Raw genomic sequence first — 13,004 nt, forward strand, 5'->3', positions numbered from 1 at the left:
TTTCGAGTTAACTTCTTCTAACAATCAATCGACTAGGTTTATAGAAAATGTAGTAGCAAAATTCTCAGCGATCGCTGAAAGACTTTAAAAAAAAGACGGCGATCGCCGTCTTCCATAAACTCAATTAGCCTTTTTAGCGATGCGATCGCCAAAAACTCCCTCTACTAGGTATTTAAAGGGTGGAACAGCAAATCGGGGAAAAAGCGATTGAACTCAATCAAAATTCCGGCTGTAACCGTTAGCAGAACCATAATCAAAACTGGTGCTGTCGAAAGAAACTTTTGTAATCCTTCCATAAAATATTCTCCATTTAAATAAACTAAGGGACAATCTAACGAGGGGATATGGGAATCTCGTTGTCGTTAGCGGTTAATTTGCCGCTGGTAAATTCACCAAAAGCCAATACTGGCCATAGTGGACCTTCGGCAATCATTTTTTTCAGTGCCAATGGTACATCGACAATGATTTCTTTCATTTCTGTTTTCTTATCGTCTCTAACTTCAATTATGTAAGAGCGACCAGCCCAGCCGATCCAGCCTGCGATATAAAGAAAGAGAACGCTGGGAATAAAGAAATCTCCCATATGAGACCAGCGACCATCTACAATTAAATGTGGATAGCCTTCGGGTCCACAAAGAGCTTCAGCATAACGTTCGGCTCTCATAGCACCAGAATTGGGATCGCTAGTAGTGTTACGGAAATTTTGCGCTCTTTGTTGGTAAGCAGGGTTTTCCGCACAGGGTGTTAGATTTGCTACCTCTTCAGCAGCATTGGCAGCAGGCATAACGCCAAACCACAAGGTGACAACAAGTATTAAAGCAAATAATCTTTGCATAAATCTGTTTCCTTTAGTTACAGGATAATCGTGTTTGTGAGGGCGCGTCCCTCGAATTTATTTCGAGGGTTTGTGTCGCCCGTAAATCGAACCAAGATGTTCTTCTAGATAGACATTATCAAAGGATGGCAACTATTTTAGCGATCGAAACAAGTTGTGACGAAACTGCGGTAGCAATTGTAAAAAACCGTGAAGTTTTAAGTAGTATTGTATCTTCGCAAATTGAATTACACCGAATATATGGTGGCGTAGTACCAGAATTAGCTTCGCGCCAACATTTAGAAATTATTAACCCCGAAATCGATCGCGCTCTAAAAGAAGCGCAATTAGACTGGGAGCAAATAGACGCGATCGCCGCCACCTGTACTCCTGGTTTGGTAGGTGCTTTACTAGTTGGTGTTGCCGTAGCTAAAACCCTGGCTATGCTCCACAATAAGCCATTTTTGGGGGTACACCATTTAGAGGGTCATATTTATGCTGCTTATCTGGCTCAACCCAAATTACAGCCTCCTTTTATGTGTCTCTTAGTCTCTGGCGGTCATACCAGCACAATTCATGTCAAAGATTATGGTAAATACGAACTACTAGGTTCGACGAGAGACGATGCCGCAGGAGAAGCTTTTGACAAAGTGGCGAGATTACTAAATTTAGGTTATCCAGGTGGTCCTGTCATTGATAAACTAGCGCGTCAGGGAGATCCTCAAGCTTTCAAACTACCAGAAGGCAAGATATCTCTACCAAATGGTGGCTTTCATCCATATGACTTTAGCTTTAGCGGCATGAAAACGGCAGTAATGAGGCTGATAGCAAAACTAGAAAAACGAGGCGAAATACCCGTTAACGACCTAGCAGCGAGCTTTCAAGAAACGGTGGCGCGAGTTTTGACTCAGCGTAGCGTTAGATGTGCTTTAGATTATGGAGTCAAAACTATTACTATTGGTGGTGGTGTAGCGGCAAATAGTGGCTTGAGAGAGCATTTACTGGCAGCAGCGCAAAAACACGAGCTTCAGGTTTATTTTCCCCCATTAAAGCTCTGTACCGACAATGCCGCCATGATTGGTTGTGCCGCAGCGCAGCATTATAATTTGGGACATAGCTCTTCTCTAACTTTAGAAGTGCGATCGCGCCTAAATATTACTAAGGTTATGGAACTGTATTAATTAAGAAGCTATGAGGAAATAGAAAACGGGAAATAGGGAACAGAAAACTTGCTACTTGCTACTTAAAAAAGTCTTCCCCTGCCCTCAACTCCCCCTGCTTTAAATAGATGGTTTGCGGTCTAAATTTGTAGCTTGTTCGATCGCCGCTTTTTCTCTAGCAATTTGAGCGTATGGTCGCAGTTGTTTGATGGTCATGCCGCTCAAAATACTTAGGTCTTCCAAGCCGATACCTTTGGTTAACATCTCGACACACCAAGTCTGACGTGCTTGTTCTACAGTAGGGACTTTTCCCAAAGGCGTTAGTAAATCTGCCGCTACAAGCTGCCAAATATTACGTAATTCTAACTCTGAGAGCGGTTGTTCCGAGTCATTGATAAATAAAGCCGCTCGCTCGTCTTTGCGATTTTTAAGCCACCTGGTTAGAGGATTAGCAGTTGGCGAACCATAGCGAAATCCCATTATCCAGTGATTGAGCGGAACGCGCCGTACTGCGCCGTCGTTAATTTGTAGAAGATGCTGTTGGGGTTCGACTAAAGAATGCGATCGCTCCAGATTGATTATTTCTTCTACTGTTAAACCAGCACCAAACAGTACGTAAACTATGGCATATTCCTGTTTTCCCAGTTTTTTTGCCTGAAGCAAGAGCGATCGCACTAAATTGGCGGGTAAATCTTCTATCGCTTCAAATTTTAAAGTAGTTGCAGGATGCTCTTTAGCGGCAATAATTCCCTGCAAAAATAAGGCAGTCAGGCTCTCGATGAATTCATCGTCATTATCCCATAGCAAATAGCCTTCAGCAGTAGATTTAATCGTAAAGTAACCAAACAAAAAACTATTTAGCAAACTGACAATTTGTTCGGCGCTAAAATGGCTTTCCGCTCCCGAAGCGGCGATCGCTTCTGCCAGACAATCTGCTACGTATTTATTAGCTTCAGCAAATCCCTTTCCCAGTGCCAAACGGTTTTCTACTGGGTAGTTGCCTGCTTCTCCTACTACAGAGCGAACTAGATCGGGAGCTTTTTCAAGGGTATTCAAACTTTCTTTGGCATATTCTTGTAAAAATTCGGCTACAGTTTCTTTACTGTTGGCTTTTTCTACCAAAGCGTGAACTAGTTTGGCAAATACTGCCGAATCTTCGATTACTGCAAGTAACAAGCGATATTTATTGCCGAAGTTGCGAAACAAAGTAACTTCATTGACATTGGCGCGTTCGGCAACTGCTTTAGTAGTAGTTTCTGTAACTCCTCTTTCGGCGAATAAATCTAATGCAGCTTCAATTAAACGAGCTTTGGTCGATTTTCGTTTGCTAGGCATAATCAAAAGTTTGGGTAGTTGCCATTTCTCTTATTTGTTTGCTTCGGACGATATGTATAAGACTAAAGAAAGAAAATGTAAGTAACGCTTGCACTATTAATATAATAACTGCTACCTTTAGAAATGTAAGTGACACTTGCAAAATAAACAACAACTCAAACAAGCAGCGAAATATAGCTCTTGTTAAAGATGCGATCGCGCTCTGCGCGCTGGCTCTGCCAATCGCCTTTACAAACCCAATTTTATATATTCATATGAGGAATATTTATAATGACTACACAACAAATGATTGCTCCTTCAACCAAGCCAGAATTTAAACTATCCTGGTTAAATATTTCGGTGTTTGGAGCTTTTCATGTTCTGGCACTAACAGCACCCTGGTTCTTTTCCTGGTCGGCTCTAGGAGTAGCAATTTTTCTTCACTGGTTATGTGGTAGTATTGGCATCTGCTTGGCTTATCATCGTTTATTGACCCATCGCAGTTTTCAAGTTCCTCAATGGCTGGAATATATTTTGGTAACTATTGGTGCCTTAGCTTTGCAGGGAGGACCGATTTTCTGGGTGGCAGGACATCGTCTGCATCACGCCCATGCTGAAGTTGATGATAAAGATCCCCACTCTGCTAATAAAGGATTTTGGTGGAGTCATATGTTGTGGCTGATATATCAAAAGCCAGAATTTTTTGAATACGAATCTTATAAAAAATATGCTCCCGATATCGACAGAGTTCCTTACTATCGGTGGTTGAATAGTAACTTTGTTTGGCTACAGGTTGCTTTAGGCTTGCTCCTTTTTGCTGTTGGCGGTTGGTCATTTGTAATTTATGGCATTTTCCTTCGCTCGGTCGTCCTCTGGCACAGTACCTGGTTTGTCAACTCTGCCACTCACTTTTTAGGATATCGCAACTTTCCCATTCAAGATGATGGCTCTCGCAATCTCTGGTGGGTAGCCGTTCTCGCTTATGGTGAAGGTTGGCACAACAATCATCACGCTCATCCTCGTGTTGCTAAAGCAGGTTTGCGCTGGTGGGAAGTCGATATTACCTGGTTTTCCATACAGGTACTGCGGCTACTTGGTTTGGCAAAGAAGGTAGTAATGCCGCAACCAGCCAAAGTGGCAGTCAAAAACTAAACCAGTTTGGCTTTTAGAAAAAGCAAATCGCAATTTGCTTTAATAATTCAATCTTCTTGGCAACCGCAGAATTCTGCGGTTGCCAATTTTTTAGTTTTTACCTGCTGCTTGATAATGAGTGGGTGGCAGGGAAACAGAAAATAGAAACACAGTAGGTAAAGTCTAAAATAAATTTTCTTTAAAATTAGGTTAAAAAAGCTTGAGAAAAAATTACCAACAAAGCTAAGATCTATCTATTTAATTTTTATCTATAACCGAAATATTATGACTGACAAAAACAAGTTTTTATATTCACATCATCGTTATAATGGCAAAGTTCGTCCTGAAAATTTAGTTTTTAATGCCAATTTACAGGAGTTTTCTCAACGAGTAGGCTATACCTGTGCTTTGGAAACCAACGGCAAGATCTCTCCTCACCAAGCTTACAAAAATATCAAATCTCTTTGGAAGCAACTCAAGCAAACAAAAAAACAGTTGGGAATTGGCGAACATTCTGTAGACGAGAGTAATGACGAATGAGGTTTAGAGCTAATGACTTAAATGCGATCGGGTTTTGGTAAATCTTTGTTTCCTCTAAGGGAGTAATTTGCTTGAAGTTTTTGCTGCCGTGTTTTCTAGAGATTGAGTAAAAAACATTGCTAGAGACTATGGCGACTATAGGCTCTAGTCTCTAGTTCTAATAAAGTTTTAATTTTTATCGACCCAAAAATGTAACGTATTAAATCTCTCTAGCTAATGTCTAAAAAGACTAGATTAAGCTTTCGTCCATTTTTCTACATTAAATTCATAAATCTCTTCTAAAATTTGTCTGACGTTGTATTTGAGCGACCAGTTAGGGTATTGAGTTTTGAACTTAGTTAAATCGCTAATATACCAAATGTGATCGCCACTGCGATTTTGCTCTGAATAAGAATAATTAAACTCTTTGCTCGCAATCTCCTGACACATTTCAATTGCTTCTAACATCGAACAGTTGCTTTCACGACCACCACCAATGTTGTACACTTCAGCAACGCCTGGATTTTGATAGAACTCATAAAAAGCAGCAATTAGGTCTGAAGAATGAATATTGTCGCGAACCTGTTTGCCTTTATAACCAAAAATTGTATAGGGTTTGCCAGTTACCGCACACTTCATTAAATAAGCCAAAAAACCATGTAGTTGGGTTCCCGAATGATTGGGACCAGTCAAACAACCTCCTCTAAAAGAAGCTGTTTTCAGATCGAAATAACGACCATACTCTTGTACCAATACATCAGCAGCAACTTTAGAAGCACCAAAAAGAGAATGCTTGGACTGGTCGATACTCATGTTTTCCGCAATTCCAGTCGAGTATTTATGAGCCGAGTCGATTTCCCAACGCTTTTCTAGTTCATTTAAAGGTAAATAATTTGGTAAGTCTCCATAAACCTTATTTGTAGAAGTAAAAATAAATACTGCCTCTGGACAATGATGACGAGTTGCCTCTAATAAATTTAACGTACCGTTGGCATTTACCGAAAAGTCAGAAAAAGGATCGCTAGCTGCCCAGTCATGAGAGGGTTGAGCGGCTGTATGAATAATTAAGGCAATATCTTTACCAAAATGTTGAAATATTTGCTCGATTTTTGAGAAGTCTCTAATGTCTACGTCGTAGTGTTTGTAGTTATCAAGTTCTCTTTCCAAACGCTCTCGGTTCCATTTTGTTGAAGCTTCTTCGCCAAAAAAGAATTGACGCATATCATTGTCAATGCCTACAACATCCATTCCCAAGCGACTGAAAAATTTTACTGCTTCTGAGCCGATAAGACCAGCCGAACCTGTGACAATTGCTACACTCATTTTTAGCTCCTAATACAAAATTACCACAAAATTTTTTTCTGAGTTTTTACCCGATACTGTTAACACACTTGCCAAAAATTTTGAAATTTTGAGTATATTAGCACTATCTTGATTAAAAGATTAGATCGATCTCCAAATCGTACCTGGCTAATATACAGTAATTACTAGACAATTTCCAGGAGTATTTTACATATAAAGTTTTTATAGTTATTTAAAAAAAATCATAGGTATGAATAATCGAGATTTAATTAGCTCTAACCCTATATAACAACTAACTACCGAATGCAGTAAACGCAGGCTCCGCCTTTTTTAGGAGGAATATCGTTCACTACTAACCAGCAGCAAAAAGCTAGTCATCAATGAGAAAATTAATTAAAATAATTATAATTTTTAGGGATTAAAAATTTTGGCAAATCTATTGCGATCGCTCTGGTAATATTGTTTGAAACAATAAAAGTAATTAAAAACTAAATTAAGCAATTTAAATCCTGAAAAATATGGGATTTATTATTTATCTACGAAAAATAAATTTTAAAGAGTTTTTTTTTGACAATTCAATGCCCGATTTTATCTGGTCGGGGTGGGAAGTCTTCTTCTTTTATTCTTTAGAGATTAAAAAAGGAAGAAGAAAACATCTTCCCTCGAACTTTTTTCTTCATCAATTAGGTTGCCAATCTGGTATTTCTTTTTGGCGCGATCGCGCAATAACCAAAGCATTATCGGTAACGTTTTTGGTAACTACCGAACCTGCCGCTACGGTAACATTATCTCCTAAAGTAAGGGGAGCGACTAAAACGCTATTAGAACCTGTTTTTGAGTCGTTGCCAATTTTGGTGTGATGTTTTTGTTTGCCGTCATAGTTAGCAGTAATCGTACCCGCACCAATATTGACGCGATCGCCTAATGTAGCATCGCCTAAGTAAGATAGATGAGCGGCGTTAGTGTTAGCACCGACAGTAGTTTTTTTGATTTCAACAAAATTACCCACTCGACAGTTTTCACCTAGTTTGGCACCGCCTCGAAGATGGGCATAAGGACCGATGCGCGTATTGGCAGAAATTTCCGAGTCGCTGACAACCGAATAAAGTACGCTGACATTTTCCCCAATTTTACTATTTTCAATCAGGCTGCCAGGACCAATGCGACTTCCAGCCGCGATCTCCGTATTGCCTCTTAAATGGGTTTGAGGTTCGATAATTACATTGGGCTGTAGTTTTACAGTTTCGTCAATGGTAATTGAGTCGGAGTTAATCATCGTTACTCCTGCGTGCATCCAGTCGTTTTTAATTCGCTGCTGCAAAATATCATAAGCTGCCGCTAACTGCTGGCGGTTGTTAATGCCGTTAGTTTCTAAATAATCGTCGGCATCAACTGCCATGACGCGATCGAGATAATCGACTACTTCAGTTAAGTAATATTCCTGTTGATCGTTATCGGTCGAAAGTTTTGGTAGTGCTGCTGCTAATTGCTGCCAATTAAAACAGTAAATGCCTGCATTAACTCGACGATGTTGTTTTTGCGAGGCCGTACAGTCGCGTTCTTCAATAATTGACTCGACTAGATCGTTATCGTCGCAAAAAACTCGTCCGTATCCTTGGGGATTTGGTAATTGGGCAGTAAGCAAGGTTGCCGAATTTTGCTGTGTTTGATGGGTATTTACCAGCTTTTGTAAAGTTTCTGGACGTAATAAGGGAGCATCACCATTTAAAACCAGCACGTCTCCGATATAGCCTTCCAGCTTAGGTATTATCTGCTGTACGGCGTGTCCCGTACCGAGTTGTTCTGTTTGTTCGACAAACTCTACCGAGGCGCGATCGCGCAATGCTTGTTTGACTTTTTCCCCCTGATAGCCAACAATTACTATTTGTCGTTCGAGATCGAGCAAACTACAGCTATTAAGAACTCGTTCTACTAAAGTTAGTCCACCTAGTGAATGCAATACTTTTGGCAAATCGGATTTCATCCGCGTGCCTTTTCCCGCTGCTAATATTGCTACCGCTACCATACCGCTTAAAAATAGTTTTTAAATCCGATAGGAGTATAACTTTTCTCAACCAAGATGTCCAAAGTAATTTGGGCTATAAAACTCGTACGGGCAATTCGCAAATCGCCCCTTTTTACTACTCATTATCTAAAAAAGCTTCCATACCCTCGCAGGAACAAACCAGGTTGCGATCGCCATAGGCATTATCTATGCGGCTAACTGAAACCCAAAACTTATGTTCTCTCGTCCAAGGAGTGGGATATGCCGCCTGTTCGCGAGTGTAGGGACGTTCCCATTTGCCACAGATGAGAGATTCGGCAGTATGGGGAGCATTTTTTAAAGGATTATTATCAGGATCGATTTCATCATTGGCGATCGCTTCTGCTTCGTGATAGATGGCAATCATGGCATCGCAAAAGCGGTCTAACTCTTCTTTAGACTCACTTTCGGTAGGTTCGATCATCATCGTACCGACAACGGGCCAAGAAATTGTAGGAGCGTGAAAACCAAAATCCATCAATCGCTTGGCAACATCATCTACTTCTACACCCGCTCGTTTTTTCAAAGGACGCAGATCGATGATACATTCATGAGCTACCAAACCAGATTTACCTTTATACAATACTGGGTAATATGTCTCCAAGCGTTTTGCCATGTAGTTAGCGTTGAGAATTGCCACTTTGCTAGCCTCGGTCAACCCCTCAGCACCCATCATGGCGATATACATCCAAGAAATAGTCAAGATGCTGGCACTACCGTAAGGCGCAGCAGAAATCGCGCCAATAGATTGAGAATTGCTATTGGGAATTGTAGTAGCGGGTAGAAAAGGCACCAAATGAGACATCACGCCGATTGGTCCCACACCAGGACCCCCGCCACCGTGAGGAATACAGAAAGTTTTGTGTAGATTGAGGTGGCAGACATCGGCACCATAGTCACCTGGACGACACAAGCCTACCTGAGCGTTCATATTTGCCCCGTCCATATATACCTGTCCGCCAAACTGATGGACGATCGCGCAAATGTCTTTAATTTCGGTTTCAAATACGCCATGAGTAGAAGGATATGTCACCATCAATGCTGCCAAATTTTCTCGGTGTTTTTCGGCTTTGGTTTGCAAGTCTCGAACGTCGATATTGCCATCGCGATCGCACTTGACCGCTACTACTTTCATACCGCACATTACCGCACTGGCGGGATTGGTACCGTGTGCCGACTCTGGAATCAAACAGATGTGGCGATGTCCTTCACCTCGCTGTTGATGGTATTTACGAATTACCTGCAATCCTGCATACTCGCCCTGAGAACCAGCATTGGGCTGTAGGGAAACACCTGCAAAACCCGTAATTTCTCCCAACCAGATTTCTAAATCCTTAAATAGCTGCTGATAGCCTGAAGTTTGCGATCGCGGTACGAAAGGATGGATCTTGCCAAATTCAGCCCAGGTAACGGGTAACATTTCTGCTGTAGCGTTGAGCTTCATCGTACACGAACCCAAAGGAATCATCGAAGTAGTTAGAGATAAATCTTTGGTTTCTAGCTGATGGAGATATCGTAGCAGTTCGGTTTCGGAATGATAGCGGTTAAAAACTGGATCGGTAAGATAGTCACTGGTGCGCTGTAACGATGGGGGAATATTCTCGGAAACATCTTTACAAGCCGAAAGGGTAAAAGGTAATTTGTCAGTATTGGCAAAAATACGCCAAATATCTTCTAAATCTTTCTCAACTGTGGTTTCATCTAGAGAAATAGCGATCGCATTATCATCAAACAAACGTAAGTTAATTCCGTTAGCTTCTGCCGCTTTAACTATTTCTAAAGCATTCTCCGTATTTATTTTTAAAGTATCGAAGAAAGATTCTGATGCGAGTTCGTAGCCCAATTGTTTTAATCCTGCTGCCAAAATTAAAGTTAGTTGGTGTACTCGTTCGGCAATACGTTTAATTCCTGCTGCCCCATGATAGACACCATACATCGAAGCCATCACCGCAAGCAAAACTTGCGCCGTACAGATGTTGCTAGTAGCTTTTTCCCTACGAATATGTTGCTCTCTAGTTTGCAGTGCCAATCGTAAAGCAGGTTTGCCGTTAGCGTCTTTAGATACACCGACAATTCTTCCAGGTACTTGTCGCTTATACTTCTCTTTAGTAGCAAAATAAGCGGCATGAGGTCCCCCATAGCCTAAAGGCACGCCAAATCTTTGGGTACTGCCTACAGCAATATCTGCGCCAAATTCACCAGGAGGAGTCAAGAGAGTCAAACTGAGAATATCGGCAGCGACGGTAGCTAAGGCTTTATGTTCGTGTACTCGCTCGATAAATTCGCGGTAATCGTCGATTGTGCCTGTGGTAGTAGGATATTGCAACAACGCACCAAAAATTGACGTAGTAAAGTCAAAGTTACGATAATCGCCGACAATTACTTCAATACCCAAAGGATTAGCGCGAGTTTTAATTACTTCAATAGTCTGGGGATGACAGCCTGTATCTACAAAAAAGGCATTAGCTTTAGTCTTACAAACGCCATAGCTCATACTCATGGCTTCGGCGGCGGCAGTTCCTTCGTCTAGCAATGAAGAGTTAGCAATTTCCAAACTAGTAAGCTCGATAACCATCGTTTGAAAATTGAGCAATGCTTCTAATCTACCTTGAGCGATTTCGGCTTGATAGGGAGTGTATGCCGTATACCAGCCAGGATTTTCTAGCACGTTACGCAGAATTACTGCTGGCGTAATGCAGTTGTGGTAGCCCATGCCGATAAACGAGCGATATAGCTGATTTTGCTTGGCGATCGCTTGAAGTTTGGCTAAAGCCGCTGTTTCACTTAAAGCTTCTGGTAGCTGTAACGCTTTATTGAGGCGAATAGCTGGCGGTACGGTTTTGGCAATTAGTTCATCTATAGTATTTAAACCTAAAATCTCAAGCATCTGTTGAATTTGCTTGCGATCTATACCAATATGTCTGGCGACAAAAACATCTGTAGCGGCAATTGTATTTATATCTGAGTCGTTTTGAAGTTTTGTAGTTTGACGATTGGGCGTTAGCCCAGCCTTCGGATCGCGGTTGAGGTCTAAATTTACCATAGGATATTGCTAACTAGAAAAATAGTGGCGCATCGAAAAATTACCCGATGCTACCACTTACTTATTAAGTTTGTTGTAATAAACCTTAGCAAATTTGTCTAGTTTGAAATAAACATTATTTGCTTAATCCTCTTCTCCCTCTACTTGTGCGCGATATTCAGCAGCAGAGAGAATATCTACTAATTCTTCATCGGGATTATCTACCCGCACCTTAAGCAACCATCCTTCACCGTAGGGATCTTCGGCAATATCTTCGGGAGCATCTATTAATGTTTCATTACGTTCGACTACCGTACCAGATACGGGAGGATAGAGATCTTCTACAGCTTTTACCGATTCAATCGTACCAAAGCTCTCTCCGACTTCGATCGCATCGCCAATTTCTGGTAGTTCGAGGAACACAATATCTCCTAATTGATCGATGGCAAAAGCACTCACCCCTATGGTGGCAATTTCTCCCTCCATACGGACATATTCGTGGCTGTCTAGATACTGCAAATCTTCAGGATAGGTTATTTCCATCTCATACTCTCTAATTTTCGATCTATCAATTACTCATTATTAATTGTTTCATCGAACGCTGTAAATGACGCGATCGCTTTTGGCAATAACAACAACATTACATCAGGCAGCAATTGCCAAAAATTTGTATTTTAAATTTGTATGACCATCGACAAATTACAACGCGCTTGGCTTTACTAATAATTTAATTCATGTACGTCATTAATACTCTCGCTCCTGTATTCCTGGTTATTATTCTCGGTACGGTTTTAATCAAGTCCAAATTTTTAAGTCCCCAGTTAGTACGTGAAAATGACCGCTTAGTCTACTGGGTTGGTTTGCCCTGTCTATTGTTTAACAAAACCGCTACTGCCACCATTGCTGGTGGTTCGGCTTTAAAAATTGCAGGAGTGCTTACGGGAGGTGGCATGGGCTGTGTCATCTTGGCGTATTTACTGTCTCGCTTGCTGGGTATTTCGAGCAAATTGGAGGGAGCTTTCGTTCAGGCTGCTTTTCGCGGTAATTTAGCCTACGTCGGTCTACCTGTAGTCAGTTATGCTCTTGATCGCTTTTCTGGTAGTTCGGCAATAGCAACGATGAATGCCGAACAACTTCAGTCTCTAGCAGTGCTGTCTTTCGCGCCTTTAGTTCCTCTATATAACGCTACGGCTGTATTCGTACTGATAAAAGGCAACAGCAGTAAGCATGATTCCTGGCGTACTATACTGCGCTCTACTTTTACCAATCCTTTATTAACTGCCTGTGGTTTGGGTTTGCTCTTGGCTATTGTGGGGATTTCTCTGCCTTTATGGTTGAGCAAAACCACTCAAACTATTGGGCAAATGTCTCTACCTTTAGCTCTATTAGGTATTGGTGCTTCTCTAGCCAAGACTAAAATAAGCGGTCGAATCGGGCTTTCAGCTTTAGCGACGGTACTTAAAGTCTTTGCCGCACCGCTTATTGGCGTATTTATCGCCAATTGGTTAAATTTAACCGCACCAGAACGCACCATTGCTTTACTATATCTCGCCTGTCCTACAGCGATCGCATCTTACATTATGGCAGGTCAATTAGGAGGAGATGAAGCCCTTACCAGCAGCAGTATTGTTTTAAGTACTATGTGTTCGGCTATTGCTCTGGCGATCGTTTTATCATTATCTTGATTCGATCGCCGTA

11 protein-coding genes are annotated in these 13,004 nt (G+C 41.4%); 4 read left to right on the top strand and 7 right to left on the bottom strand.

The window, feature by feature from the left end:
• Positions 1 to 164: 164 nt before the first annotated feature.
• Both psaJ and KV40_RS01235 read right to left on the bottom strand, forming a co-directional pair.
• Complete coding sequence (psaJ, locus tag KV40_RS32950) at positions 165 to 296, bottom strand: photosystem I reaction center subunit IX (protein WP_072013749.1); 132 nt, start codon at positions 294 to 296, stop codon at positions 165 to 167.
• A gap of 35 nt (positions 297 to 331) precedes the next feature.
• On the bottom strand, positions 332 to 835 hold the full coding sequence (locus KV40_RS01235; protein WP_036477088.1) for a photosystem I reaction center subunit III: 504 nt from the start codon (positions 833 to 835) through the stop codon (positions 332 to 334).
• Positions 836 to 960: 125 nt separating this feature from the next.
• Between KV40_RS01235 and tsaD the strand changes: the two genes are divergently transcribed.
• Positions 961 to 1,995, top strand: a complete 1,035-nt coding sequence (tsaD, locus tag KV40_RS01240) for a tRNA (adenosine(37)-N6)-threonylcarbamoyltransferase complex transferase subunit TsaD (RefSeq protein WP_036477090.1) — start codon at positions 961 to 963, stop codon at positions 1,993 to 1,995.
• Between the two features lie 99 nt (positions 1,996 to 2,094).
• Here tsaD and KV40_RS01245 read toward each other — a convergent pair whose 3' ends face one another.
• Positions 2,095 to 3,309, bottom strand: coding sequence for a TetR family transcriptional regulator (locus tag KV40_RS01245; protein ID WP_036477093.1), 1,215 nt, complete (start codon positions 3,307 to 3,309; stop codon positions 2,095 to 2,097).
• Positions 3,310 to 3,579: 270 nt separating this feature from the next.
• On the opposite strand from KV40_RS01245, the gene KV40_RS01250 reads away from it, so the two are divergent.
• The gene (locus KV40_RS01250) at positions 3,580 to 4,440 is read left to right on the top strand and encodes a fatty acid desaturase (RefSeq protein ID WP_036477095.1); all 861 of its coding nucleotides are present in this window, start codon (positions 3,580 to 3,582) and stop codon (positions 4,438 to 4,440) included.
• A 264-nt stretch (positions 4,441 to 4,704) separates the two neighbouring features.
• A complete protein-coding gene (locus tag KV40_RS01255) occupies positions 4,705 to 4,959 on the top strand; it encodes a hypothetical protein (protein ID WP_036477099.1) in 255 nt (84 codons plus the stop codon).
• Between the two features lie 234 nt (positions 4,960 to 5,193).
• Here KV40_RS01255 and KV40_RS01260 read toward each other — a convergent pair whose 3' ends face one another.
• The 4 genes from KV40_RS01260 to gcvH form a co-directional block, all read right to left on the bottom strand.
• Positions 5,194 to 6,261: an NAD-dependent epimerase/dehydratase family protein gene (locus KV40_RS01260; RefSeq protein WP_036477100.1), complete on the bottom strand. Its 1,068-nt coding sequence runs from the start codon at positions 6,259 to 6,261 to the stop codon at positions 5,194 to 5,196.
• Between the two features lie 658 nt (positions 6,262 to 6,919).
• Positions 6,920 to 8,266, bottom strand: coding sequence for a bifunctional UDP-N-acetylglucosamine diphosphorylase/glucosamine-1-phosphate N-acetyltransferase GlmU (glmU, locus tag KV40_RS01265; RefSeq protein ID WP_036477102.1), 1,347 nt, complete (start codon positions 8,264 to 8,266; stop codon positions 6,920 to 6,922).
• A 115-nt stretch (positions 8,267 to 8,381) separates the two neighbouring features.
• Entirely contained in the window at positions 8,382 to 11,327 is a 2,946-nt protein-coding gene (gcvP, locus tag KV40_RS01270; protein ID WP_036477103.1) for an aminomethyl-transferring glycine dehydrogenase, read from the bottom strand.
• A 123-nt stretch (positions 11,328 to 11,450) separates the two neighbouring features.
• Positions 11,451 to 11,849 carry a glycine cleavage system protein GcvH gene (gene gcvH / locus KV40_RS01275; protein WP_036477106.1) on the bottom strand — a complete coding sequence of 133 codons (399 nt, stop codon included), beginning with the start codon at positions 11,847 to 11,849 and terminating at the stop codon, positions 11,451 to 11,453.
• Positions 11,850 to 12,040: 191 nt separating this feature from the next.
• Between gcvH and KV40_RS01280 the strand changes: the two genes are divergently transcribed.
• Positions 12,041 to 12,991, top strand: a complete 951-nt coding sequence (locus KV40_RS01280; RefSeq protein WP_036477109.1) for an AEC family transporter — start codon at positions 12,041 to 12,043, stop codon at positions 12,989 to 12,991.
• Positions 12,992 to 13,004 lie beyond the last annotated feature (13 nt).

This window comes from Myxosarcina sp. GI1 (assembly GCF_000756305.1).
Lineage (GTDB): Bacteria > Cyanobacteriota > Cyanobacteriia > Cyanobacteriales > Xenococcaceae > Myxosarcina.

Bases quoted from the DNA above. Each gene is read 5' to 3' on its own strand.
- KV40_RS01255 (WP_036477099.1), top strand. From the start codon at position 4,705: ATGACTGACAAAAACAAGTTTTTATATTCACATCATCGTTATAATGGC.
- KV40_RS01260 (WP_036477100.1), bottom strand. From the start codon at position 6,261: ATGAGTGTAGCAATTGTCACAGGTTCGGCTGGTCTTATCGGCTCAGAA.
- KV40_RS01250 (WP_036477095.1), top strand. From the start codon at position 3,580: ATGACTACACAACAAATGATTGCTCCTTCAACCAAGCCAGAATTTAAA.
- KV40_RS01280 (WP_036477109.1), top strand. From the start codon at position 12,041: ATGTACGTCATTAATACTCTCGCTCCTGTATTCCTGGTTATTATTCTC.
- tsaD (WP_036477090.1), top strand. From the start codon at position 961: ATGGCAACTATTTTAGCGATCGAAACAAGTTGTGACGAAACTGCGGTA.
- glmU (WP_036477102.1), bottom strand. From the start codon at position 8,266: ATGGTAGCGGTAGCAATATTAGCAGCGGGAAAAGGCACGCGGATGAAA.
- gcvH (WP_036477106.1), bottom strand. From the start codon at position 11,849: ATGGAAATAACCTATCCTGAAGATTTGCAGTATCTAGACAGCCACGAA.
- psaJ (WP_072013749.1), bottom strand. From the start codon at position 296: ATGGAAGGATTACAAAAGTTTCTTTCGACAGCACCAGTTTTGATTATG.
- KV40_RS01235 (WP_036477088.1), bottom strand. From the start codon at position 835: ATGCAAAGATTATTTGCTTTAATACTTGTTGTCACCTTGTGGTTTGGC.
- KV40_RS01245 (WP_036477093.1), bottom strand. From the start codon at position 3,309: ATGCCTAGCAAACGAAAATCGACCAAAGCTCGTTTAATTGAAGCTGCA.
- gcvP (WP_036477103.1), bottom strand. From the start codon at position 11,327: ATGGTAAATTTAGACCTCAACCGCGATCCGAAGGCTGGGCTAACGCCC.